We start from the raw sequence: 25,295 nt of genomic DNA, 5'->3' as shown, positions 1-25,295 counted from the left end.
CGGCGTGCCCTTCCGGGCTGTCGTGATCTCGCACCTTGCATCGGGTGACGCGAGAGAGGCGAGGTCATGGTGCGAGCACGGCGATTCGCGAGCTTGGCGGTGGTCCCACTGCTGTTGGCGGCCCTGCTGCCGGCCGGCCCGGCAGGCGCCGTGCCGGGCCGTTCGCCCGGGAGTTCGCCCGGGAAGCCGCCCGCGCGCTCCGCGGCGCCGAAACCGCCGCCCTCCTTCAAGGCCGAGCGCGCCGCGCACGACCGTGCCGTGGGGGCCGCGCAGGCGAAGGCCCGCGCACGCGACCAGCTGCCCGAGACCCGCGCCCTCCGAAGCGAGGACGCCAACCCGGCCTACGACGCGCCGGCGATGCCGCAGCGCATGCAGCCCGGCACCGAGGAGACCGTCGACGTCACCGTGACCAACACGACCGGCGCGGCGCTGCCCGCCGACCGGTGGGTGCTGTCGTACCGCTGGACGACCCGCGAGGGCCGCGACGTCACCAGCCTCGCCAACCAGCGCGCCACGCCGCTGCCCGCGGACCTCGCCCCGGGCGCCGAGGCGGCGGTCAAGGCCCAGGTGCGCTCGCCCGACCCGCTGTTCGGCAACTCCCGCGAGGAGTTCACCCTGACCTGGGACCTGTACGACAAGGTGGGCCGGCAGTGGCTGTCGCGGTCCGGCGTCGAGGGGCTCGCCCAGGACGTGACCGTCGAGGACGCCACGTCCGGGCAGCTCGGGCTGGAGAAGTTCTACCAGTACTCGGGCGTGAACACCGGTTCCGGCTCCGACATCAAGGTCAACCAGTTCTCCGGCAACGCGGTCTGGGGCTACACGCCGTTCTCGCACCCGTCGCGCGGCCCGACGACGTTCCTGCGCCTGGCGTACAACAGCCTGGACACCTCGGACGTGTACGCCGGCCCCGGCTGGACGATCTCGGCGTCCAGCGTGCAGCGCCTCGGCACGCCGCTCCAGTTCTCCGGCGGGCTCCCCGGCCATCCGGCGAGCGTCACGCTCGTGGACGGCGACGGCACGTCCCACGTCTACAAGCTCAACAAGAACGGCAGCCTCGACCCCTCGAAGTGGACGTACGACTCCCCCGCCGGCGTCCATCTGCGCCTGCAGAAGAAGGCCGCCAAGGGCGACCGCGCCTGGGTCATGACCAAGCCCGACCGCACCGAGTTCTTCTTCGACGCCCAGGGCTACCAGACCGCCGTCGTCGACAAGAACGGCAACCCCCTCAGCCTCACCTACGAGCGCACGCTGATCGGCGGCCGCAACACCGGGATGCTCAAGCACATCACCGACGCCACCGGCCGGCGCACCCTCACCGTCGACTACTACCAGCGCGGCGACTCGTTCTGGCACGTCGCGGACGGCCGCAAGCTGCTCGGCGCCGACCTGTCGCTCGACCCGATCATCAACAAGGTCAAGTCGATCACCGATGTGTCCGGCCGCCGGCTGGACTTCGTCTACTCCGACAAGGGCCTGCTCGCCGAGCTCATCGACGGGGCGCAGGACACCCGTACGGCCAAGTTCTTCGGGTTCTTCTACGACAAGGCGGGCCTGCTCGACAACCCCAAGCTCACCGCCGTCAACGACCCGCTGGGCCACGGCACCGCGATCTCGTACACCGACCAGCCGGGGCGGCGCTGGGTCGACCGGCTCACCGACCGGCGCGGCAAGAGCACCGGCTTCGGCTACTCCGACCCCGACGGCCACGCCGGCGCGAAGATCCAGTCCACCGTCACCGACGCCAACGGCCATACCTCCACGTACGTGATCGACGGCTTCGGCCGGCCCGAGCGCGTCACCAACGCGAAGAACCAGACGTCCACGCTGACCTGGGACGACGACAACAACGTCAGCCGCCTGGCGGAGGCCGGGGGCGCGGTCAGCACCTGGCGGTTCGACAAGAAGACCGGCTATCCGCTGGAGATCCGCGACCCCGAGGCCAACAAGAACGGCACTCCCCCGACCAGGATGACCTACGACACGAGCCTGGACGGGTACGTGGCCGACCCGGCGTCCAAGACCAGTCCCGAGGGCCGCAGGTGGACGTTCGAGCACGACGGCAAGGGCAACGTCCTGTCGGTCACCGACCCCAAGGGCAACGCCACCGCCGAGGCGGGCGACTACACCACCCGCTACGAGTACGACGAGCACGGCCAGCTGACCAGGTCGACCGACCCGAACGGCAACCCGACGCAGTACGGCGACTTCGACCCGTCCGGCTACCCGAGGAGCATCACCAACGCGCTCGGCCACAGGTCCACCGCCGCCTACGACGTCCTCGGCAACGTCGTCTCCAGCACCGACCCGCTGGGCAAGACCAGCAGCTACACGTTCGACTCGTTCGGGCGGCCGCTGTCGTCCAAGATCCCCAAGGACCAGGCGAACGGCGAGTTCGTCTTCGCGCCGGGGCCCGAGTACGACAAGAACGACAACACCGTCACCGACATCTCCCCGAACGGCGCCGTCACCCGGTTCCAGTACGACGCCAACGACAAGCCCGTCAGCGTCCTGTCGCCGCAGGACACCGCCGACTCCGAGGTGCGGCGCGCGACCCTCGCCTACGACGACGCCGGCAACCTGGTCCGGCAGACGTCGCCCCGCGGCAACCTCACCGACGATCCGGACGACTTCACCACCACCTTCGCCTACGACGAGCTGAACCGCCCGGTCAGGGCCGTGAACGCCCAGGGCGGCGTGACGACCTCCGAGTACGACGTCGCCGGCAACCTCGTCAAGACGGCCGACCCGCGCAAGAACGCCACCCCCGACCCGGGCGACTACTCGGCCCGGTTCGTCTTCGACCTCAACGGGCGGCCGGTCAAGACCTTCGACGCCATCGGCAAGGAGGTCGCGCAGCGCTTCGACCTGGACGGCCTGGTGGTCGGCGAGACCGACCAGGACGGCAACGAGCGCACGTACCGGCACGACGAGCGCGGCAAGCTCGTCGAGAGCCGGGTACCGCACCGCCGCGACGGCGGGAACACCGTGTACCGGACGACCCGGTACGTCTACGACCAGGCGGGCAACCGGACGAAGATCATCACCCCGCGCGGGGTGGAGACCGAGGGCGAGCCCGACGACTTCGTCCAGGAGACCGTCTACGACGCGCTCAACCGGGTCAAGGAGGAGCTCTCGGCCTACGATCCGGGCGACGGCCGCTACAACAGGCCCGACCGCACGCTCTACGACTACGACCCGGCCGGGCGTCTGGAGAAGGTCTCCAAGCCGCCGTCGTCCGGCGAGTCGGTCCGCAACGACACGCGCTTCGGCTACTACGACAACGGCTGGATCAAGACCTCCACCGACCCGTGGGAGATCGTCAACTCCTACGACTACGACCCGCTGGGCAACCAGACCAAGAACACGCTGACCAGCGCCGGCGGGTCGGTCTCGCGGACCATGGACTGGGAGTTCTACCCCAGCGGGAGGCTCGCTCGGCGTTCCGACCTGGGCGCACCGGTGGGCCGCGACGAGCTCGTCCTCGACGACTCGCAGAAGTACAGCGTCTCGTCCCAGGGCGACTGGAAGGGGACGCCCGGCGCGAAGGGCGCCTACCGCTCCGACGCGCGCACCCACCGCGGCGGCTCGGGCGCCGACCTGTTCGGATGGCAGCCGATCATCCCGCGGAGCGGCACGTACGAGGTCGCGGTCCGCTACCCGGAGGCGAAGGGCGCGGCCAAGGACGCCACGTACACCATCACCCACGCCGGCGGCGCCACCACGACGCGGACGGTCGACCAGAGCAGGAACGCCGGCGGCTGGGTCTCGCTCGGTTCGTACAACTTCACCGAGGGGCGCGGGCAGCACGTGACGCTGTCGGGCAAGGCGTCCGGGACGGTGACGGCCGACGCCGTCCGGCTCGTCCGCGACAACTCGCGCGACGTGGACGAGGAGCGCAAGGAGTTCCTGTACGAGTACGACGCCGACGGCAACCTCGACCGGATCGAGGACCGCACGCCCGGCGCCCGCATCCCCACCTACCTGCTCGCCTACGACGAGCTCGACCAGATCACCCGGCTCCAGGAGAAGTCGGGCGACGCCGTCCGCAACACCACGACGTTCACCTACGACGAGAACGGCAACGCCAGGACGAGGACGCACGACGAGGTGTGGTCGGAGTTCGAGTACGACCCGCGTGACCTCGTCGCGAAGGTGACCAACGCGCGGTCGCCGTCCGCCTCCGACAAGAACGTCACGACGTACTCGTACACGGCGCGCGGCCAGGTCGACAGGCAGACCAAGCCGAACGGCAACACCGTCGAGTACGCCTACAACCTCGACAGGACCATCGCGTCCCAGACCGAGCGCAAGAGCGGCGGCGCCGTCGTCGCCCAGCACGACCTGACCTACGGCCCCAACGGCGACCCGGTCAAGGACGTGGCGCGGGTCATGAACGCCGACAACCACGGCGCGACGCTCGACACGACGCACTCGTTCGCGTACGACCCGCGCGACCGCATCGCCAGGGTCGACAAGGAAGGCGACCGGCCCGGCACCGAGCGGTTCGTCCACGACGCCAACAGCAACGTGATCGAGCAGACCGCCGACGAGCGCACCACCCGCTACGACTACGACCGCAACCGGCTGGTCTCCGCCACCACGGACGGCGTCACCTCCACCTACCGCTACGACCCGCTCGGACGGCTCGGCTCGGTGTCGTCGGGCGGGCAGACCGTGGAGCAGAACAGGTACGACGGGTACGACCGGCTCTCCGAGCACACCACCGGGACGGGCGACGCGGCCCGGCGCTCGGTCTACACCTACGACCCGTTCGACCGTACGGCCACCACGACCAAGAACGCCGGCGGCGAGGAGGAGAAGCGCACGGCGCTGAACTACCTCGGGCTCACCTCGGAGGTGCTCTCCGAGGAGGAGGCCGGGAAGATCGTCAAGCGCTACCAGGCGTCCCCGACCAGCAAGATCACCCAGATCAAGCACGACGAGGGCGAGGACGACGAGGTCTCGCACTACGTCTACCACCCCAAGGGCGACGTCGAGGCCATCACCGACGACGACGGGAACACGCGGGCCACCTACGGGTACACCGCCTACGGGCAGAACGACGAGTCCCGGTTCACCGGCGTCGACAAGCCCGACCCGGCGCGGCCCGCCAAGGACCCGTACAACGCCTACCGGTTCAACGGCCAGCGCTTCGACGAGACGTCCGGTACCTACGACATGGGGTTCCGGAACTACTCGCCGGGCCTGAACCGGTTCCTGACCCGCGACATGTACGCGGGCGCGCTGAGCGATCTGCGGCTGGCGGCCGACCCGTTCGGCGGGAGCCGCTACGCGTTCGCCGGCGGGAACCCGATCACGCACGTCGAGCTGGACGGGCACGGCTGGTACGACTGGGTCTCGGGCATCGGCCACGGCGCGCTCGACGTCGTCGGGCTGATCCCCGGGGTCGGCGAGGTCGCCGACGGCATCAACGCCGCCTGGTCCGGCATCGAGTGCGTGGCCGGCTACCAGTCCGAGAACTCGTGCGTGGACGCGGCCCTGTCCGCCGCCGCCATGATCCCGTTCGCGGGCTGGGGGTCGACGGGCGCCAAGTGGACCCGGAAGGGCACGCAGGCCGCGGAGGCGCTCTCGGACGCGGGACGGCGCGTCGATCCGCCGCCCACCGTACGGCCGGCGCCGGACGCCCCGCCGGCCCGGGATCCCGCGCCGACGCCGCCGCGCGACGACCCGGCACCCCCGCCGCGGAACGACCCGGCACCGCCGCCGCGGAACGACCCCGCGCCGCCGCCGCGGGACACGCCCGACCCGCCCCCACGCCAGGACGGACCGGCGGCCTGCCCGGTGCGCAGCAGCTTCCTGCCCGGCACGCGGGTCCTCATGGCCGACGGCACGAGCAGGCCGATCGAGGACGTGAAGGCCGGCGACACGGTGGCGGCCACCGACCCGGAGACGGGCGAGACCCGTGCCCGCCGGGTCACCCGGACCCTCAGCAGCAAGGGCACCAAGCGGCTGGTCGAGATCACCGTCCGCCGCCCCGGCTCGGGCACCGGCTCGGGGTCCGGTGGTGACGGTGCGCGGACCGCGACGGTCACGGCGACCGAGAATCACCCGTTCTGGCTCCCGGTCGGCCGCCACTGGGCCACCGCCGGCGAGCTGAAGCGGGGCGCGTGGCTGCGGATGGCCGACGGCGGCTGGGCGCGGGTGACCGAGGTCGCCGAGCGCACGGTCTCCGGCCGGCGGGTGCACAACCTGACCGTCGCGGGGACGAGCACGTACCACGTGGTGTTCGGCGGGCTCGGCGGCGCGCTGGTCCACAACGACCCGCCGCGCATCCCGCCGGGGTCCTGCGGCGGCCAGGGCTCCGGGCAGCCGGTCACCGACGAGCTGCGCGACCACTACTTCGGCGGCACCGGCCCGGTCGAGTGCATGTACTGCGGCATGCCGACCGCAGGCGCGGTCGAGCACCGCTGGCCGCGCTCGCGGGGCGGCGACCTGGAGGAGACCAACACCGGCCCGGTCTGCCGGCACTGCAATTCCTCCAAGCGCGACCGCTACACGCCGAAGAACCCGCCCCCGGGATATGTCGGTAAATGGCCGCCGCCCTGGTGGCCGACGGACATGCAGGTCGCCTACGTACTGAAGTACGGGCCGCCCCGGTGGGTCCGGTGACATAGGCGGCTCCGGCGCCCCGGCCGTACCGCGCGAATACCGCGCGATACGGCCGGGGCGCCAATTCGAGCGAGGGAACGATTCCGAGAATCGGACGCCGGAAAAGCGGCTGTTAGGATCGCGGCGTGGTCGACGAGCGCGACATCTGCGTGCACAGGGACCCGGTGGGACGGGACCGGGCCGACTTCATCATCATGTGCGACCTCACCGGCTCCCGCATGCCCGGCCGCTGGGAGCAGCTGTGGGCGCGCACGCTGGACGGCGGGCTCTACGAGATCTGCTGCGTCCCGTTCTTCGCCTACGGCCTGAGCCTCGGCGACGAGGTCTCCGCCAGATCGGCACCGGAGTTCGAGTGGGTCGTCGACTCGGTGGTGCGGCCCGCCCCGGGCACCACGCTCCGGGCCGCGTTCCGCGACCGCGACCGCGAGACCGTACGGGACGGCCAGCGGGAGATCGTCGCCGCCGCCGAACGGGCCGGGCTGCCGTACGAGATCCACCGGTTCGGCTACCTCGCCGTCCACTACCCGGGCCCGCCGGCCACCGCGGAGCTGGACGAGGTCCTCGACCCCCTCGCGGCGGAAGGGATCCTCGAAAAGGAGACCTCCCGCCCGCTCTGACCGCGGGCGCGCCGCGGCCGGAACGGACGGGAGGAGGGGACGCGGGGGGACGAGGGGCGGGCCCCCGTCACGCCGAGGGGGTGTCCTGCCCCTTCTTGACGATGCCGAGCTTGCTGCCGAGCCAGACCACCGGGTCGTACTTGCGGCCGACGACCCGTTCCTTCATCGGGATCAGCGCGTTGTCGGTGATCTTGATGTGCTCGGGGCACACCTCGGTGCAGCACTTGGTGATGTTGCAGAAGCCCAGCCCGTGGTCCTCCTGCGCGATGTTGCGCCGGTCGGCCGCGTCCGCCGGGTGCATCTCCAGCTCACCGATCCGCATGAGGAAGCGCGGCCCGGCGAAGTCGGGCTTGTTCTCCTCGTGGTCGCGGATGACGTGGCAGACGTTGTTGCACAGGAAGCACTCGATGCACTTGCGGAACTCCTGCGAGCGCTCGACGTCCACCTGCTGCATCCGGAACTCGCCCGGCTTGGTGTCGCCCGGGTCGAACGACGGGATCTCCCGCGCCTTCTCGTAGTTGAACGACACGTCGGTGACCAGGTCGCGGATCACCGGGAACGTGCGGATCGGGGTGACGGTGATGGTCTCGTCCGGCTCGAACGTCGACATCCGGGTCATGCACATCAGCCGCGGCATGCCGTTCACCTCGGCCGAGCAGGACCCGCACTTTCCGGCCTTGCAGTTCCAGCGGACGGCCAGGTCGGGGGCCTGCGTCGCCTGCAGCCGGTGGATGATGTCGAGGACGACCTCGCCCTCGTTCACCTCCACGCTGTAGTCGACCAGCTCGCCCTCGCCCTCGTCGCCGCGCCAGACCCGGAACTTGGCGTCGTAGCTCATCGGTCGGTCTCCTCGGTCTCGTCGGCGTCGGCGGCGGTCGCACCGGCGGGCACGGCGGGCCCGGCGCCGGCGGCCGCGCCCGGCAGCTCCGCGCCGGTGAGGTACTTCTTCAGCTCGTCGGTCTCGAACAGCTCCAGCAGGTCGGCGCGCATCGGCTCCATCGGCTGGCGCTTCAGCTCCACGTGCGGGGCGTCGGGGTCGCCGGCCAGCCGGCAGACGAGGTTGACCTTCCGCCACTCCGCCGACATCCCGGGGTAGTCCTCGCGGGTGTGGCCGCCGCGGCTCTCCTGGCGTTCCAGCGCGGCCCGCGCGATCGCCTCCGAGACCAGCAGCATGTTGCGCAGGTCCAGCGCCAGGTGCCAGCCCGGGTGGTAGCCGCGGCCGTCGTTCACCGCGACCGGCTCGACGCTGACGTTCGCGACGCGCTCGCGCAGCTTCTCCAGCGCGGCGAGGGCCTGCTTGATCTCCTCTTCCCTGCGGATGATGCCGACCAGGTCGTTCATCGTCTGCTGGAGCTCGGCGTGCACGGCGTACGGGTTCTCGCCGCCCTCGCGCTCGAACGGCGCCAGCGCCTCGGCCGCCGCCGCCTCGATCTCGGCCTCGGGCAGCGCCGGCCGCGCCGCCAGCGCGTCCACGTACTCGGACGCGCCCAGCCCGGCCCGGCGGCCGAACACCAGCAGGTCGGTCAGCGAGTTGCCGCCCAGCCGGTTGGAGCCGTGCATGCCGCCCGAGCACTCGCCCGCCGCGAACAGGCCGGGGACCAGCGCCGCGCCCGTGTCGGGGTCGACCTCCACGCCGCCCATCACGTAGTGGCAGGTCGGGCCGACCTCCATCGCCTCCTTGGTGATGTCGACGTCGGCCAGCTCCTTGAACTGGTGGTGCATCGCCGGCAGCCGCCGCTTGATCTCCTCGGCGCCGCCCGGCATCCGGCCCACGACGGTGAGGAAGACGCCGCCGGCCGGTGAGCCGCGGCCCGCCTTCACCTCACTGTTGATCGCCCGCGCCACCTCGTCGCGCGGCAGCAGCTCGGGCGGGCGCCGGTTGTTGTCGGGGTCGTCGTACCAGCGGTCGCCCTCCTCCTCGGTGGTGGCGTACTGCGCCTTGAACACCTCGGGGATGTAGTCGAACATGAACCGCTTGCCCTCGGAGTTCTTCAGCACCCCGCGGTCACCGCGCACCGACTCGGTGACCAGGATGCCCTTCACCGACGGCGGCCAGACCATCCCGGTCGGGTGGAACTGCACGAACTCCATGTTCAGCAGCGTCCCGCCGGCCAGCAGCGCCAGCGCGTGCCCGTCGCCGGTGTACTCCCACGAGTTGGACGTGACCTTGAACGCCTTGCCGATGCCACCGGTCGCGAGCACCACCGCCGGCGCCTCGAACACGACGAACTTGCCGGTCTCGCGGACGTACGCGAACGCGCCCGCGATGGCGCCCGACTCGTCCAGCAGCAGGCGGGTCACGGTGGTCTCGGCCCACACCTTGATCCGCGCGTCGTAGTCGCCGTGCTCGCGGTGGTCCTCCTGCTGGAGCGCGACGATCTTCTGCTGCGCGGTGCGGATCAGCTCCAGGCCGGTGCGGTCACCGACGTGCGCCAGCCGCGGGTACTCGTGCCCGCCGAAGTTGCGCTGGCTGATCTTGCCGTCCTTGGTGCGGTCGAACAGCGCGCCCCAGTGCTCCAGCTCCCAGACGCGGTCCGGGGCCTCCTTGGCGTGCAGCTCCGCCATCCGCCAGTTGTTGAGGAACTTGCCGCCGCGCATGGTGTCGCGGAAGTGCACCTGCCAGTTGTCGTTGGGGTTGACGTTCCCCATCGCCGCGGCGGCGCCGCCCTCGGCCATCACCGTGTGCGCCTTGCCGAACAGCGACTTGGAGATGATCGCGGTCTTCTTGCCCTGGAGCCGCGCCTCGATCGCGGCGCGCAGCCCGGCGCCGCCCGCGCCGATCACCACGACGTCGTACGAGTGCCTCTCGATCTCTGTCATTGATCTACAGGCCCCCTCAGTTGAAGAATCGCAGGTCGGAGATTGTCTCGCTGGCCACGAGCATCACGTAGAAGTCGGCCACCACCAGCGAGCCCAGGGTGATCAGCGCGTACTGGCCGTGCCGCTGGTTCATCTTGGAGACCTGGCCCCACATCCAGTACCGCACCGGGTGCTTGGAGAAGTTCTTGAGCCGCCCGCCCACGATGTGCCGGCAGGAGTGGCAGGACAGCGTGTACAGCCACAGCAGGATCACGTTCGCGGTCAGGATCAGGCTGCCCAGGCCGACGCCGAACCCGCCGTCCTTGCCGTGGTACGCCAGGATCGCGTCGTAGGTGTTGACGAGCGAGATGAGCACCGCGGCCAGCCAGAAGTAGCGGTGCAGGTTCTGCCCGATCAGGGGGAAGCGCCGCTCGCCGGTGTACTTCTTGTGCGGCTCGCGGACGGCGCACGCGCTCGGGGACGCCCAGAACGACCGGTAGTACGCCTTGCGGTAGTAGTAGCAGGTCAGCCGGAACAGCAGCAGGAACGGCAGCGAGATCGCCGCGAACGGGATCCAGCCCCGCGTCCCCTCCGGCAGGAACGTCCCGAACTCCGCGGCGCTGCCGGTGTGGCCGTTCACCGTCACGTCGTTGCAGATGTCGTTCAGGCAGGGCGAGTAGAACGGCGTGAGGTAGTGGAACTCGGGCACGTAGAACGCGGAGCCCCAGAAGGCCCGGACGGTCGCGTACACCACCCACGCCGTGAAGATCACGAAGGTCGTGACCGGATAGAGCCGCCAGTTGTCCTTGCGGAGCGTACGTTCCTTGATCTGGGCGCGCGCCTTGCCCGGCGCCTCCACAGTGCTCATCGATCGCTCTCCTGAGCTCGGGTCATCGGTTCCCCGTACCACGGTCGAACGCACATATGCCGCCGTCGCGCCCCGGCCGCACGCGGGCGGTAACGCCGCGTGTGCGTCTCCAGCGAGGCGACCATACGCCCTTTGACCTGGCCTGTGACATACATAACAGCCAGCGCCCCGTGTGAGCCTGACCACAGGCTATGGCATCCGCGAGCCCCGGACGGCGCGCGCCCGCCCCATAACCAGTCGTTATGACTTCAAGGAATGGACACGAGCGCCGGAAAGCATGATCAACGAACTGCTATGCGCCCAGCGTGCGCGCCAGGTGCTCCTCGGCCTCGGCGGTGCGGCCGTTGCCGTACACCCGGAGCACCTGGGCGAGCTCCGGGTAGGCGGTGTCGATGAGCGCCGCCGCGCCCTCGATCTCCTGCGCGGACGCGACCGCGCGCAGGAGCGCCTGCAACGCACGGGCAGGCGACCCCGCCGGCACCCGCTCCGCCGTCGCCCGCAGGCCGGGGGTCGTGGCCGCCGTCTCGGCCCGGATGCGGTCGAGGCGGGCGGCGACCTCGCCCGCCGGCAGGTCGCCGAAGCCCGGCTCGGCGGCCAGCTCCTCGGCCGCCGCGAGGCGGTTCAGCACCGCCGGGTTGCTGATCTTCGCGCGCTGCCCGGACATGAGCTGGGACAGCATCGGCGGCGACAGCCCGAGCACCCCGGCCAGCCCCGACTGCGAGAGCCCCAGCCGGTCGAGCAGCCTGCGGAACCGGTCGCCGAGCGGCTCGCCGTACCACTCGGCCTGCAGCGCCCGGTTACGGGCGACGATGTCGCTCACGCCGTGAAACCCCTTGACGGTTCGCAAGTGCAAACACTATCTTCGCCGATGCACGCGGCACCTCCCATCGTGCCACGTCATCGATCATTTGCATATGCGACCCCCTGGAGTGGTACGAGATGACGATCAGACGCCGCACGGCGGGACTGGCGGCGCTCGCGGTGCTGCTGGCCGGATGCTCGGGCCTGCCCGGCGGGGACGGCTCCGGCGACTCGGGCAATTCGGATGGCTCGGGCGGCTCGGGGGTCGAGTCGGGCGGCGGCAGGCCCGGCGTCGACGCCACCGGCAAGCCGGTGGCCGCCGGCACCTTCGACACGCCGGTCGCCGAGGGCGCCAAGGTCGAGATCGCCGTGATGGGCCTGCGGGTCCGGGGCAAGCTGGCCACCCTCACGATGCGGCTCACCCCGCGGCTGCCGGCCACCACCGAGCAGACCCCCAACCCGTACGAGCTCAACGGCAGGGACGGCCTCGACACCGCGCTCATCGACCCGGTCAACCTCAAGCGCTACGTCGTCGTCAAGGACTCGGCCGGCAACGAGCTGCAGACCGACTACATCACGGTCGACACGCGCAACAACCAGCCGAGCCTGCACACCTACACGTTCGCCGCGCCGCCGGAGAACGTGAAGTCGCTCGACCTGCAGTACGGCTCGTGGCCGACGTTCCGCAACATCCCGGTCGAGCGGTGACCGCGCGCCGCCCCGCCGTCGTCGCGGCCGCCCTGGTCCTCGTCCTCGGCGTGCCGGGGATCGCGGGCGCCGACCCGGACGTCCCCGACGGCAACCTGAGCGCGGCCGTCCACGGCATCGACCCCGCCTCGTACGTGCACGGCATCGACCTCTCCCGGTTCGTGCAGCCGCTGGAGTCCGAGGAGGTCAGCGGCGGCCGGGTCACCGTGCGCATCTCCGCCGACGTGCTGTTCGACTTCAACGAGGCCACCCTCACCGACGCCGCGCGCCGCCGCATCGCCCGGCTCGCCGCCCGGCTCCGGCAGGCCACCGGCACGATCGAGGTCTCCGGCCACTCCGACAGCGTCGGCGAGGCCGCGTACAACCAGGCCCTCTCGACCCGGCGCGCCGAGGCCGTCAAGGCCGAGCTGGAACGCCTCATGACCGGCTCCGCCGCCCGCGTCGAGGCGACCGGCCACGGCGAGACCCGGCCGGTCGCCCCCAACACCAGCGGCGGCAAGGACGACCCCGCCGGGCGCGCCAAGAACCGCCGCGTCGACATCACCTTCCAGAAGAGCTGACGCCATGAGGATCCCGGCGGCCGTGACGGCCCTCCTCCTGCTCACCTCCGCCTGCGCGGGCGGCTCGCCCGAACGGCCCGCCTCGACCGGGACGGGGGCCGTCCCGTCCAAGGCGGGCACCGCCCCGACCCCGGCGGCCACCGGTCCCGAGCCCACGAGCTGCCCTAATGGGGGCCAGCTGATTCCCGCGGTGGAGTACCCCGCGGTGCACGCCGATCCGGTGCACGTCCCCGCTGCCACCGTCGGCGGCCGGACCGTCCCCGCCGTCACGATCCCGGGCGTCGACATCCCCGGCGGGCGGATCCCCGCCCAGTGCGTCGACATCCGGCCCGCGCCCGGCGGCTGCCTGAGCGCCGTCCACATCCCGGCGACCGGGATCCCCGCCGTGACCATCCCCGCCGTCGAGATCCCCGGCGTCGACGCGGGCGGCGCCCGGACGCCGCCGGTCCGCTCCGAGGCCGTCACCTCCGCCGCCGTCTCCACGCACGCGGTCGGTGTCGACGAGGTGTGCCAGTTCAAGCCGTCCCGGGAGGGCGAGTACGTGGCCTCGGCCTACCGCGCCTCCGCGTACCGCGCGTCCGTCTACCGCGCCTCCGCGTACCGTGGCTCGGCATACCGGCCGCGTGCCTGCAACCCCGCCGGCGAGTGCGTCCCCGCCGTCCGCGTCCCGCCCGTACGGGTCCCGCCGGTGCGCATCGAGCCCGTGCGCGTCCCGCCCGCCCGGCTCGAGGCGTACCGCGCGGGACGCGGCCAGGTCTTCCGGGGCGAGGGCTCGATCGCGTACAGCATCGAGGCCGACGTCCTCTTCGACTTCGGCCGGGCCGCCGTCAAGCCGGCCGCCGCCACCGAACTGGAGAGGATCGCCGCCTCCATCGAGCGCGACGTCCCGCCGGGCGCCGCCGTCCGGATCGACGGCCACACCGACGCCAAGGGCGACCCGGCCGCCAACCGGCGGCTCTCCGAGCAGCGCGCCCGAGCCGTCCTCGACTGGCTCGCCACCAAGGGCGGCATCGCCCGCAGCCGCCTCAAGGCCACCGGATACGGGGAGACCAGGCCCGCCGCGCCCAACGCCACCGCCTCCGGCGCCGACGACCCGGCGGGCCGCGCCAAGAACCGCCGCGTGGTCATCTCCGCCGAGAAGCGGTAGCGCCGGGCGCGCTAGCGGGCGGGGCCCGGCGGCGCGCCCAGGTGGTCGAAGATCTGGAGGGGTTCGCCGTCGCGGGTGCGGGCCGGGAGGTCCAGGGGCGGCGCGCAGGCGGCCAGCTCCGCTCGGGCGGCCTCGGCGGAGACCGGACGGTCCCGCGGCGCGGGCGCGCACAGGCGCCGGACGGCGTTCCACAGCGCCGCCGGGACGCCGGGCGGCGGCGGGCCGATCCGCTGCCTGGGCTCGGGGTCGCCCGCGCCGGTGAGCATCCGCCAGCAGACCATCCCGGCGGCGTACAGGTCCTGCGCGGGGCCGGGGCGGTTCCAGTCGAGCACCTCCGGCGCCAGGTAGCCCGGCGTCCCGACGGTGAAGCCCGTCGTCGTGAACCGCATGCCGTCGCCGCCCAGCGCGATGCCGAAGTCGGCCACGCGCAGGTGCGGCGCCCCCACCGGGCTGGGCTCCAGGAGCAGGTTGGCGGGCTTCACGTCCCGGTGGACGATGCCGGCGGCGTGCACGTGGCCGAGCGCGGCGAGCAGCTGGTCCAGCAGCTCGGCGGCGAACGCGGGCGGCAGGCCGCCGTAGTCGCCGAGCAGCGTCTCCAGCGAGCCGCCCCGCACGAGGTTCATGGCCAGGAGGACGTCCTCGTCCGCCGGATACCAGGCGTACGGCGTCACCACGTGCGGGTGGGCCAGCCTGAGCGCGCGCTCGCGCACCACGCGCAGCCGTACGGTGGTGCCGGTCTGGCGGACCAGCTTGGCGGCGCAGTAGCCGCCTCTCTGCCGGTCGTAGGCGCGCCAGACGCGGCCCGCGCCGCCCGCGCCGATCCGGTCGAGCATGGCGAACCGCCCGCCGATCACCCACTCCGCGCTCGCCGGCCCCGCGTTCACGGCACCGATCGTACGGACCCGTCCGGAGAGCGGCCGGATGCGGTATCGCCCACATCGGGCCTCCGATGGCAACGCCCGGGCCCCTCCGGGCATCCAACATGTGGATGGTCATGAACGGACATCACCTCCACCCCACGCCTAAACTGACGAAACACTCAAAGCACCCGCCCTGGACAGGGCCTGCCCGAGACGGGACCCGATGAGCGAGAACGAGCCCCGCCGCGACGAGGACACCGCGCCCCCCGGCGACGACGACCGGACGCCCGCGGGCGAGCAGACGTCCGAGGGCGGCCGGAAGGTCCGCACCCGGAAGCGGAGGATCCTGCGCCGCACGGCGTTCGGCGTCGCGGCGCTCCTGCTCCTCACCGGCGCCGGGGCGGCGGGCCTCTACTACGACATCATGGGCGGGATCGAGCAGCGCGACGCCGACCGCCAGCTGGGCACCGACCGTCCGAAGAAGCTCAACAAATCGCTCAACATCCTGCTGCTCGGCTCCGACAGCCGCGAGGGCGACAACGCGCGCTACGGCGCCGCCGCCGGGATGACCGGCGCGCGCTCGGACACCGCGATCCTGCTGCACCTGTCCCCCAACCGCGACCAGGCGGTCGGCGTCAGCTTCCCGCGCGACTCGATGGTGAAGATCCCGTCCTGCCGGAAGGACAAGGGCGGAACGGTCCCGGGACGGTTCGGGATGCTGAACACCGCGTTCGCGTTCGCCGGCCCGACCTGCACGTGGAAGACCCTGGAGTCGCTCACCGGCATCCACATCGACCACTTCGTCCAGATCGACTTCGCCGGCTTCAAGCGCGTCGTGGACGCCCTCGACGGCGTGGAGATCTGCGTCGAGCGGCCGGTGAACGACCCCCGCGCCGAGCTGTTCCTCAAGGCCGGGAAGCAGACCGTCAAGGGCGAGGACGCCCTCGGCTACGTCCGCGCCCGCTACTCCCTCGGCAACGGCTCGGACCTGGAGCGCATCGAGCGCCAGCAGAAGTTCATGGCGTCGGTCGTCGACAAGGCCACCAGCAGCGAGATCCTCACCGATCCCGCCAAGACGTACAAGTTCCTCAAGGCCGCCACCAAGTCGATGACGACCGACGACGACCTCGACCTGGCCGCCATGCGGAAGCTGGCCGAGGGCCTCAAGGGGATGAGCGCGGGGCAGGTCCGCTTCGTGACCGTCCCGGTGGAGCGGTACGCACCCGACCCCAACCGCGTCCAGTGGGACCAGGACGCCGCCGGCCGGCTCTTCGAGGCCATCAAGCACGACAACGACCTGCCGGCGGCCGCGCCCGCCAAGCCGCGGCCGGCCCTGCCCGCCCCGTCCAAGGTGAAGGTCACGGTCGTCGACGCCGGGGCGGACGGGAGGCTCGTCAAGCGCGTCACGGACCAGCTGAAGCGGCGCGGCTTCAAGGTCGCGAAGAAGACCGAGAAGGCCCCCGCCGGCACCGAGAGCCGGATCGCCTACGCCCCGGCCGCCGAGTCCCAGGCGTCCGCGCTGGCCAAGGTCGTCCCGAACGCCCTGCTCACCACCGACCCGAACGCCCCGGGCGACGGCGTGCGCCTCATCATCGGCAAGCCCGGCGTCCGCCTCGCCCCGGCCGCGATCGACAACATCCACGGCGGCGTGAAGCCCGGCCAGAACCTCTGCAAGTGATCACAAGAATCACAAGTGATCACGCGTACACGACCACGCCCGCGAACGCCCCCAGCAGCATGAACGGCCCGAACGGGATCGCCTCCTTGCGCCCCGCCCGCCGCAGCACGAGCAGCCCGACCGCGTACAGCCCGCCCAGGACGAACATCGAGAAGACCCCCAGCACCCACGCCCCGGAGCCCAGCCACCCGAGGTAGAGCCCGAGGACCCCGGACAGCTTCACGTCCCCGAGCCCGAGCGCGCTCGGCAGCGCGAACCACTGCACCGCGAAGAACACCCACAGGACGGCCATCCCGGCCAGCGCCGCCATGTAGCGCCGCCCCCCGTCCTCCGTGAACGGCACCGCCGCCCCGAGCAGCGCGAGCCCGGCCGGATAGGCGGTCAGCGTCAGCGGATCCGGCAGCCGCCGCAGCGCCGCGTCGACGAACCCGAGCGCCGTACCGACGACCCCCAGGTAGACGAACGCCGCCAGCTCGGCCCGGAGCCCGACCCGCCACCCGAGAACGCCGCAGACCAGCACGGCCACGGCGGCGACCGGCACCGGCCGCGCCCGGACCGGCTCCGTCCAGTCCGCCCGCCACGACCACACCACCGGATCCTCGGCGGCCTCCGCACTCACCGGCCACTCCCCTCCTCGCACGGCCGCGGGCACCCCCGGCCGCGGACACTCACGGTAACGGCCCCCCGGACCGCCCGCCAGGCAGGGGCGGGACGGTGCTCACCCCGCCGGGCAGCGGCGCGGATCGTCGCAGATCTTCAGCGCCGCCGACCGCCGGAACAGCTCGCGGATCTGCCGCGGATCCTGGATCTGGTACGCGGCTCCCCCGGTCGCCGTGGCGATGCGCTGCAGCGCGGGCAGGTCGACGGCCGGCCCGAACGCCAGCCCGATGACCTGGACGGGCCGCGCCGGGTCGTACTCCTTCTTCAGCTCCGCCAGCAGCTTCTGCTCGGAGATCCCGCCCGCGAAGTCGTTCCGCCCGTCCGTCAGGACCAGGACGAAGTTCAGCATGTCGTCCCGGTAGCCGGCCTTCACCGCCCGGAACGCCGCGAGCACCGAATCGTGCAGGCCCGTGTCACCGTCCGGCTTGGCCCGCATCCCCCCGAGCGTCTGCTGGAGCGCCGCCCGGTGCGTGCCGCCCTCCGCCACGGCGCCGAGCCTGCCCATCGGGGTCAGCTCCTTGTACGGCAGCGCGCCGTTCATCCGGGTGGAGAACGTCCACACGCCGACCTCCGCGGCGTCCGGGAGCAGCGCCATGCCCCCGTTGACCTCGCCCGCCGTGACGGCCATCCGCGTCCGGCCCGTCCCGGGCACGGTCTCGTTCATCGAGCCGGAGACGTCGATCAGCGCGAGCATCCGCGTGCCGAGCCGCATCCGCCGCCACATCTCCAGCACCTCTCCCAGCGCCTGCGGCCGCGGCCGCGCCGCCCCGGCCACCGCCGTGACCCCGGTGACATCCGAGACGGCCTTCGCAGGCGCCGCTCCAGGAGCCCGCAGCCCGACCTTCGCCAGCTCGGCCCTGCCCTTCGCCGACCGCATCGCGGCGGCGAACTCGCGCGCCGCCGCGGCCTTCCCCTTCGACGCGGCCACCATCGGGAAGTCCATGCTCACCGTCCGGTCGGCCGGCATCACGGCGTCCACCGCCCCGCCCATCGCCCAGACCGCCTGCTCGGGAACGGCCGCCACCGGCACCTGCCCGCCGCTCCTCGCACCGAGGTTCTCCAGAGCGGCGATCGCGTGCGGTGCCACGCTTCCCTGCCCGCCCTGGAGGATCCTGGTGAATCCGGCCAGCGCCTTCTCCCCGTTCCCGGCCGCCTGCCGCGCCATCAGCAGCGCGGCCATCCCGCTGGCGTTCTGCTGGGGCTCGGCGATGCGCAGCGCATGGCGTCCCGTACCACTCGCCATGCCACTCCACGACAGCGCGTCCTTCGGGCTCCCCTTGGGCAGCGCGAAGACCACTGGCGATTCGGCGACCGGCCCCACCGTCACCGGCGCCGCCGCTCCCGTACGCCGTGCCGCCTCCCCGACCACGGTCAGCCACAGCGACGAGTCGAGCACGTAGGCGTCGGCCCGCGCCCCGCCGCGGTCCCCGCCGAGCGTCACCACCATGCCGGGCGACGGGACGCTGCTCGCGACGACCTCCACGCATCCCCCGCCGGCCTCGTGCTTCTCCGCGTTGAACGTCCGCGCCACCGCGCCGACCGCGGGCGCCACCGCCGGATCCGCCGCCACGTTCAACGCGACCGTTCCGCCGCAGCCGCCCGCGACCTGGGCGACCGCGACCCCGGCCCCGCCCGCCACCAGCACCCCGGCCGCCGCCACCAGCGCCCACTTCGGCGGCCGCCGCCTCTTCCTGGGCGGCCCGTCGAACGGCCTCAGGGGCATGGCGGGCCGCCCGGGGGCCACGGCCGGCTCCGGCACGGCGACAGCGAACGCCGGCCCTGCGGCGACCACGTCCGGAACCTGCGGCGGCGGCGCCGCGTACGGCACCGGCAGCGACGGCACGACCCCTTCGCGCCGCTCTGGCTCCTCCGCCTGCGGATACGGCACCCCGTCCGGAACGGTCACCTCCAGAGGAACGGCCTGCGGCTCCTCGGCCCGCTCCTCCTGCGGCGGGGCACCGGGCGGCGCGGGCGCCGCCTCCTTCGCCTCCGCCTCGGGCGCCGCCGCGCTCGCCTCGGGCGTCGCCGCCTCCGGCGGCGGGGCCTCGCTCTCCGGCGCGGCGGGAGGAGCGGCGAAGGGGGTGGCGGGCAGCGGCTCGGCGGCCGTGAACGGCGGCGCCCCGCCCTGCGGCGCCCCGGCCGCCTCGGGCGCCTCCCGCTCGACGATGGCGTACGGCAGGACGGGCAGGCCGATCTCCGGTTCCGCCGGCCCCCGTGCCGGTTCTCCCTGCCCGAACGCCGCGGGCGGCGTCAGCCGCTCGTGCGCCCGGCCCTCCCTCTCCTCGGCCGGCTGCCGTTCCTGCCCGCCCTCGGGCCTCACGGAGGGTGACGAATCGTCGCTGTTTTCATCGGGGAGCCGCATAATGGGCCCAATTGAAGCCGTCAAGACCCATTCCCCGCATGGGCCCTGAGACCCAATGCGGACGCGCGCGGACGGCGCGGCGCGCCGTACGGTCCCCGCGATCCGGTCAGGCCGCCCGGCCCCTGCGCCGCCGCCACATGGCCGGCCCGAAGAAGCCCAGGGCCGTACCCAGGAGCGACGCGGCGGCCGACAGGAGAACACCGCCGATCCCGTTCCGCTGGGCGACGCCCGCCGCCACCCCCAGCACGATCACCAGCACGGGCACGGCCAGCGCGGCCAGCGCGTGCCTGCCCGGCCCCCCCCGCGGCTCGCGCCGCGCGCCGCCGGCGTGCACCCGGTCGGCGATCAGGGTGACGAGCAGGAACGTGAGCAGGGTGGGGAGCGCGACCCAGAGCAGCCCGCCGTCCACCGTGGTCAGTTCCCGCCCGGCCCGCGCGTTGATGACGAGCGCGGCGCTGACGAAGGCTCCCACCAGGTACACCAGGAGGGCCGCGCCCCATGACTTCAGGAGGTCCATACGTCCTTCCGCTGCTTCTACGCCCGTATCGCGATCGTGCGGACGACCTGGTCGACCATCGCGGGCGTCAGCCTGCTCCGCAGGCCCGCGATCCGCACCACCACGGCGCTGCCGGTCCCGTACACCACGCTCACGTCCGTCGCCAGGTGATCGCTCGGCCGTCCGGCCGCCGTCGCGTAGGTGTAGTCGACCCGTACGGCGTCCCGCGCCCCGGGTATCTCGACGGGCCGGTTGCCGCCCCGCCGCACCTCCGCGCCGTTGAACTCGGCACCGGTCGAGGCGGCGTCGGCCACCAGCCGGGCCACCGGCACCTGCGGCACCTTGCCGATCACCGCGACCTGCGCCTCGACGGTCTCGCCGGCGCGCAGTTCCGCCCCGAACAGCCACCCCTGCGGCGGCTGCGCCACCCCCGTCCAGCCGTTCGGGTGGGCGAGGACCACCTTCCCGGCGCGTACCGGGGTGTAGCCCGCCGGTACGGGCGGCGGGTCCGCGGCGGCCGGGCGCTCACCGGAGCCACCGCCTCCGCACCCGGCCGCGAGCAGGGCGGCCAGCGCCGCGGCCGCCACGCAGAGCGGTGCCCGCGCAACCGTTCGCATCCCTACCGCCACCCCTCAGAGACCGGCCGCGCCCGCGGCGACGATCACCGCGCCGGCGACCACGGCGACCGGCCCCGCCACCAGCATCGCCAGATGGACCCACGCGCGCTCGGCGGTGCTCTCCGGCCGGTCGGGGTCGTAGACCACGGTCAGCGTCCGGCCCGGCCGCGGGCCGGGAAAGGTCGTCAGCGCGCTCGCCCGCTCCACCACCCGCCCGCCCTCGGCCGTGAAGCGGAAGCGCGCGGTCCGGCTCCGCACGCCCGGCCCGGCCATGTGCCCCGCCTCCTCGCGGGCCACGAACACCGCGCGCGCCCGGCGCGCCCGGCGCTGCAGCCGCAGCCGCTCCGCGGACTCGCGCAGGCCGCCGGCCACGAAGGCCAGCCCGAGGACGATCATGATGATGTGCCCGGCCATCAGTGCGCCTCCGCTCCGCCGGGGCGGCTCATCCGCGGCACTCCGGCTGGTCCAGGTACGGGCGGGTCCCGGCGGGCGTGGGCGCGCCCAGGTACTGGGCGCCGGTCGCCCGCCGCGTCGAGTCCGAGATCGCCGCGTTGACGCCGAGCCGCAGCCCGAGTTTCACGCTCGCGCCGTACAGGGCGTCGGTCTGGTCGTACTCGTAGTCGACCTTAGAGGTCGTCCCCTTCTCGTAGAGGAGCCGCTGCAGCGGGCTCGCGTCCGGGCCGGGGTCGCGGGTGGGCGCCATGTCGTCCCAGGTCAGCGAGAGCAGCTGCCCCGACGGGCCGCCCTCCCGCGGATCCAGCAGGCCGCTCGCGACGGCCAGCCGGTCGGCGTCGGTCTCCAGCGGGAGCGTCGTGGTCACCACGGTGGCCGTGCCGTTGACGATGTGGGTCTGCGCGAACGTCACCTTGGACAGCTTGCCGTTCTTGTCGCGTGTCAGGGTGATCGCCCCGGTGGCCGCGTGCCGTCCCTGGGGGCCGTTCGCCCCCCAGTTCGCGCCGTAGTTGGCCTCGCCCCTGAGCATCATCGTCACCGACGTGTCGCCGGTCCTCTCGTTGATCTCCAGGATCGCCCGCTCGTTGCCGTCGACGGCCGCCCACGCCGCCGCGTTGGGGTTGATCGAGTCCGTACCGCGGCTGTCCTTGGGGTCGGGCTCCTGGGGCCCTCGGGGATCCGTGTGCCGGTCCGGCTTGCGGTGCCGGCCCTTGGGGTCCTTGGGCCCGACCCCGGCCATCGCCCACACGCCGGCGTACAGGTCGAACTCGCCCTCGTACCGCCGAATGTTCGGCTCGGGGAGGTCGGGCCCGGCGACCGCGTCGTAGATGGTGCCGCCGATCTGGCCGAGGAACCCGCCGTTCTCCTTGACCGCGTCGATCCCGAACTGCTCCTGCAGCTGCCCCATGAGGTCGTCGGCCTTCTTCTCGGCGTCGGGGCCGGTGAACTGCCAGCCATCGCCCGTACCGAGCCTGACCTTGGCCTCCGCGAGGGCGTCGGCGCCCAGGTTGATGACGTTGCCGATGTTGATCCCGGCACCGATGCCGGTGCCGACACCGCCGGTCTTCCCCTTGACGCCGATGACCGTGACGGTCTTGGTGCCGTCCGGCGCGATCGAGGTCGTCCGCAGGAACGAGTAGTCCTTGCCGACCCTGATGATGAGCACCTCGATGTTGCCGCCGTAGCTGCCGGTCTCCAGGTTGGTCAGGCAGCTCGGCCGCAGCGCCCGGTCGGCGGGCGTCTCGCAGTCGGCGAGGCCGGCGGCGCTGAAGACGCGGCAGATGGCGTACTTGATCCCGTCGACGAGCGAGCCGCCGAAGTTCGCGCTGACGACCACGGCCGCGATGAGCGCGATCAGGAGGAGGGCCGACATGTAGCCCGTGGCGCCCTCGCCGCGCTCATCGCGGGTTCGCCGCGTGTTCGCGCCCTGTTCACCTCGCCGCATGGTTGCGACGTTAACTACCTTGGGTCGAAAGCACCTGAGTCCCAGGGCCCAACCAGGGCTCTCTTAGATTTGGGCCCTCGATTCCGGTTTGTCCACCGGTTTCAGCGTCACGGCCCTCAGGGCGAGAACGGCTCGCCGGCTCCCGAACGCACCCGCAGGCGCAGATCGTCCAGCGTCATGAGCTGCCCGTCCGGCCCCTCCAGCAGGACGGGATGGAGCGCGGCGAGCGCCTCCACCACCTCCACCGCCAGCGACCGCGACCCGGCGCCGTCGAAGACGTCCATCCGGGCGAACGTGAACGGGGGCTCGCCCAGCGTGCCGCGGTAAAGGGCCGCCTGGCCGCCGCCGACCTGCGCCTCGCCCTCCGCCTGGACGGATATCCACAGGCGGGCGTCCCCGCGCTCGAACTCGGCGTCGGTGCCCGCGTCCAGATCCAGGACGGCCCCCATGGACCGCAGGAACGACCTGAGCCGCTCCGGGCCGGCCTCGCCGGGCAGCACCAGCGTCACCGGATCCGCGCGCTGCTCCCGCAGCACGCGGCGCACGTCCAGCCACCCGGCCGGCAGGAAGAACCCGACCGGGCGCTCGGCGATCCGCTCCTGGAAGTCCTTGATCCCCAGGAGCTCCTCCCCGAAGTCCAGGACCGCCACGCGCCACCGCTCGGCCGCCGCCAGGACGATCTCGGCCGCGAGCCATTCGCTGCCGCGCCGCCGCGACACGTCCAGCACCGCCCGCGACCGCGGCGGCGCGCCCAGCAGCCGCTCGCACTCCCGGAGCACGTCCGGTGGGTACGGCAGGTCGCCGGGCTCGCACGGGACGACCCAGACCGCACCGCCGTCCCGCTGCAGGCCGGAGTCGTCGGGCGCCTCCGGGTCCGGGCCCCGTTCACCGCCCAGCGACTCCACGAGCTCCCTGACCTGCCCGGGACGGACCGGCTCGGCGAAGATGACGACGGCGACGTCCGACATACCCTCTTCCTAGCACGCGCCCGTGCGCCGCAGGTGGTTCACCAGGTGGTCCTGGCTGGCGAACACCCTGATGTCGTACTCCCCGTACTCCTGCTGGAACCGCTTGCGGTCCAGCTCGGACACGTTCGGCGCGAAGAAGATCACCTGCCGCTTGCCGTCCGGGTTGACGTCCGGATGGTTGCGGAACTTCTTGGCCTGGTGCCCCTTCTTGCCCATGTCCGCGGCCGTGCCGTTGTAGACCTCGATGACCGCGCCCGGCACGCCCACGTCGATGTCGCCGTTCGTCTCCGAACCGGCGGCGTCGAAGAGCTGCTGGAACTGGTTGGGCCGGCAGTTGCCGCGGCGCAGGGCGTCGGCGAGGTTGCCCTCGGCCTGCTTGTTCTTGTCCGGGTCCTTCAGCGCGTCGTCGATCTTCTTGTCGATCTGCTCGGGCGTCAGGCACGGGATCGGCTTGCGCGAGTTGTGCACGAGCACGGCCCGCCCGCCGACCACGACGTAGTACGTGTGGAGGTCCGCGACGGTGAAGTTGTACGTCCGCTCGAAGCGGTCGTACGCGCGCGCTCCGCGCACGGCCGGCCGGTCCCCGTCCGCCGCGGTCAGGCGATCGCCGCGGGCGAGGTCCTCGGCGTTCACCCAGCCCCGCTCGGCCACCCAGAACGGATGCTCGTCGGTCGCGGTGATCCGCGCGACGGCGCCGCTCCGCGCCCCGGTGGCGATGTCGACGTCGACCAGCCGCTTGGCCTCCTCGCGGCTGATGAGGTCGGTCACCGGGCGCGACCGGGTGCTCCCGGTCTTCGGGTCGGTGGCCAGGACGCGGTCTCCGATGTCCACGTCCTGGATGGGTTTCAGCCGCCCGTCGCCGAGGACGACCAGCGTCCCGGCGAGGAAGCTGTTCGGCTTCTTGCAGGCCAGCTTCTCGCGCGCCTGCCGGGCCCGCTCGCGCGCCTGCCGGGCCCGCTCGCGGGCGTCGTCGGCGCGCTTGCGGGCCGCGGCCGCCGCCTTCTTGTACTTGTCGTAGGCGTCCTTGAGCTTGTCGAACTTCTTGGCGGCCTTGGCCGCCTTCGCGCCGCGGCCGAACCAGCCCACCACCGGGACGAGCGAGATCGCCGTCCACCCGCAGCCGGCCAGGTCGCCTTCGGTGAAGCAGCGCTTGGCGTCCGCGAGACCGGACGCCTCCATGCCGAAGTCCGCGGCGAGATCGCCCAGGTCGGCCTTGCCCTCGTTCTCCCTGGCCTCCCGGTCGGCGTCCGCGGCCTCCTGGTCCGCCGCCGCCGCCTCACGGTCGGCCTGCTCCGCCTGGCACTTGTAGTCGTCGGCGGCGCACTGCTGCGCCGCCGGCTGCGTCTGCTGCCCGGTGGGCTGCCCGCCCGGCTGCCCCGCCCCGTCGACGCCCTTGCAGTCCTTGCCGCCGGCCACCTTGCACACCGCGGCCTTCATCCCCGCGGAGATCTGCTCGGGCACGGCGGTCGCCGAGATCACGACGGCGGTGATGGTCGCTATCACGAGCAGCACGGCCATGTAGCCGGCCGCGCCCTCGCCCCGATCCCGGAAGAGCCGCACGACACCCCCTATGCCGTAGGACGGAGGCAGCCATCCAAACCCGCGCGCGCGGATCGCACCTGGGCCC

At 72.6% G+C, this 25,295-nt stretch carries 19 protein-coding genes; 6 read left to right on the top strand and 13 right to left on the bottom strand.

What is annotated here, in order from left to right; all coding sequences use genetic code 11:
* The first annotated feature begins 99 nt into the window (after positions 1–99).
* Complete coding sequence (locus AB0881_RS02080) at positions 100–6,630, top strand: RHS repeat-associated core domain-containing protein (RefSeq protein WP_366613718.1); 6,531 nt, start codon at positions 100–102, stop codon at positions 6,628–6,630.
* Between the two features lie 125 nt (positions 6,631–6,755).
* A complete protein-coding gene (locus AB0881_RS02075) occupies positions 6,756–7,247 on the top strand; it encodes a DUF4265 domain-containing protein (RefSeq protein WP_366613587.1) in 492 nt (163 codons plus the stop codon).
* A gap of 67 nt (positions 7,248–7,314) precedes the next feature.
* Here the strand turns inward: AB0881_RS02075 and AB0881_RS02070 are convergent, their stop codons facing one another.
* The 4 genes from AB0881_RS02070 to AB0881_RS02055 form a co-directional block, all read right to left on the bottom strand.
* Complete coding sequence (locus AB0881_RS02070; protein ID WP_366613586.1) at positions 7,315–8,085, bottom strand: succinate dehydrogenase/fumarate reductase iron-sulfur subunit; 771 nt, start codon at positions 8,083–8,085, stop codon at positions 7,315–7,317.
* On the bottom strand, positions 8,082–10,067 hold the full coding sequence (locus AB0881_RS02065) for a fumarate reductase/succinate dehydrogenase flavoprotein subunit (RefSeq protein WP_366613585.1): 1,986 nt from the start codon (positions 10,065–10,067) through the stop codon (positions 8,082–8,084). The genes AB0881_RS02070 and AB0881_RS02065 overlap by 4 nt, the downstream gene beginning before the upstream one ends.
* A 16-nt stretch (positions 10,068–10,083) precedes the next feature.
* Positions 10,084–10,914, bottom strand: a complete 831-nt coding sequence (locus AB0881_RS02060) for a hypothetical protein (RefSeq protein ID WP_366613584.1) — start codon at positions 10,912–10,914, stop codon at positions 10,084–10,086.
* Positions 10,915–11,206: 292 nt separating this feature from the next.
* Positions 11,207–11,734, bottom strand: a complete 528-nt coding sequence (locus tag AB0881_RS02055; RefSeq protein ID WP_366613583.1) for a helix-turn-helix domain-containing protein — start codon at positions 11,732–11,734, stop codon at positions 11,207–11,209.
* Positions 11,735–11,853: 119 nt separating this feature from the next.
* Here AB0881_RS02055 and AB0881_RS02050 point away from each other — a divergent pair, with 119 nt between their 5' ends.
* Genes AB0881_RS02050 through AB0881_RS02040 form a run of 3 tightly spaced genes read left to right on the top strand, consistent with a single transcriptional unit; the run spans position 11,854 to position 14,130 of the window.
* A complete protein-coding gene (locus tag AB0881_RS02050; RefSeq protein WP_366613582.1) occupies positions 11,854–12,423 on the top strand; it encodes a hypothetical protein in 570 nt (189 codons plus the stop codon).
* Positions 12,420–12,983 (top strand): OmpA family protein, encoded by a 564-nt coding sequence (locus AB0881_RS02045; RefSeq protein WP_366613581.1) that lies wholly within the window; start codon positions 12,420–12,422, stop codon positions 12,981–12,983. Before AB0881_RS02050 ends, AB0881_RS02045 begins: the two co-directional genes overlap by 4 nt.
* Before the next feature lie 4 nt (positions 12,984–12,987).
* Positions 12,988–14,130: an OmpA family protein gene (locus AB0881_RS02040; RefSeq protein WP_366613580.1), complete on the top strand. Its 1,143-nt coding sequence runs from the start codon at positions 12,988–12,990 to the stop codon at positions 14,128–14,130.
* Between the two features lie 11 nt (positions 14,131–14,141).
* On the opposite strand, the gene AB0881_RS02035 is transcribed toward AB0881_RS02040, so the two are convergent.
* The gene (locus tag AB0881_RS02035) at positions 14,142–15,014 is read right to left on the bottom strand and encodes a serine/threonine-protein kinase (protein WP_366613579.1); all 873 of its coding nucleotides are present in this window, start codon (positions 15,012–15,014) and stop codon (positions 14,142–14,144) included.
* Between the two features lie 199 nt (positions 15,015–15,213).
* On the opposite strand from AB0881_RS02035, the gene AB0881_RS02030 reads away from it, so the two are divergent.
* On the top strand, positions 15,214–16,668 hold the full coding sequence (locus AB0881_RS02030) for an LCP family protein (protein ID WP_366613578.1): 1,455 nt from the start codon (positions 15,214–15,216) through the stop codon (positions 16,666–16,668).
* 19 nt (positions 16,669–16,687) lie between these two features.
* Here the strand turns inward: AB0881_RS02030 and AB0881_RS02025 are convergent, their stop codons facing one another.
* The 8 genes from AB0881_RS02025 to AB0881_RS01990 all read right to left on the bottom strand — a co-directional run bounded on the left by AB0881_RS02025 (position 16,688) and on the right by AB0881_RS01990 (position 25,228).
* Complete coding sequence (locus AB0881_RS02025; protein ID WP_366613577.1) at positions 16,688–17,287, bottom strand: A24 family peptidase; 600 nt, start codon at positions 17,285–17,287, stop codon at positions 16,688–16,690.
* Between the two features lie 99 nt (positions 17,288–17,386).
* Positions 17,387–19,648 carry a substrate-binding domain-containing protein gene (locus AB0881_RS02020; RefSeq protein ID WP_366613576.1) on the bottom strand — a complete coding sequence of 754 codons (2,262 nt, stop codon included), beginning with the start codon at positions 19,646–19,648 and terminating at the stop codon, positions 17,387–17,389.
* Positions 19,649–19,796: 148 nt separating this feature from the next.
* Positions 19,797–20,207, bottom strand: a complete 411-nt coding sequence (locus tag AB0881_RS02015; protein ID WP_366613575.1) for a hypothetical protein — start codon at positions 20,205–20,207, stop codon at positions 19,797–19,799.
* Between the two features lie 17 nt (positions 20,208–20,224).
* Positions 20,225–20,803: a hypothetical protein gene (locus AB0881_RS02010; RefSeq protein ID WP_366613574.1), complete on the bottom strand. Its 579-nt coding sequence runs from the start codon at positions 20,801–20,803 to the stop codon at positions 20,225–20,227.
* Positions 20,804–20,818: 15 nt separating this feature from the next.
* The gene (locus AB0881_RS02005; protein ID WP_366613573.1) at positions 20,819–21,217 is read right to left on the bottom strand and encodes a DUF3592 domain-containing protein; all 399 of its coding nucleotides are present in this window, start codon (positions 21,215–21,217) and stop codon (positions 20,819–20,821) included.
* Positions 21,218–21,245: 28 nt separating this feature from the next.
* A complete protein-coding gene (locus AB0881_RS02000) occupies positions 21,246–22,700 on the bottom strand; it encodes a hypothetical protein (protein WP_366613572.1) in 1,455 nt (484 codons plus the stop codon).
* Between the two features lie 116 nt (positions 22,701–22,816).
* On the bottom strand, positions 22,817–23,668 hold the full coding sequence (locus AB0881_RS01995; RefSeq protein WP_366613571.1) for a hypothetical protein: 852 nt from the start codon (positions 23,666–23,668) through the stop codon (positions 22,817–22,819).
* 9 nt (positions 23,669–23,677) lie between these two features.
* Positions 23,678–25,228, bottom strand: a complete 1,551-nt coding sequence (locus AB0881_RS01990; protein WP_366613570.1) for a polymorphic toxin-type HINT domain-containing protein — start codon at positions 25,226–25,228, stop codon at positions 23,678–23,680.
* Positions 25,229–25,295: the final 67 nt, after the last annotated feature.

This window comes from Spirillospora sp. NPDC029432 (assembly GCF_040703975.1).
GTDB lineage: Bacteria > Actinomycetota > Actinomycetes > Streptosporangiales > Streptosporangiaceae > Spirillospora.
Note: the sequence above shows the minus strand (reverse complement) of the source record. Positions and strands in the feature narration are given on the sequence as shown.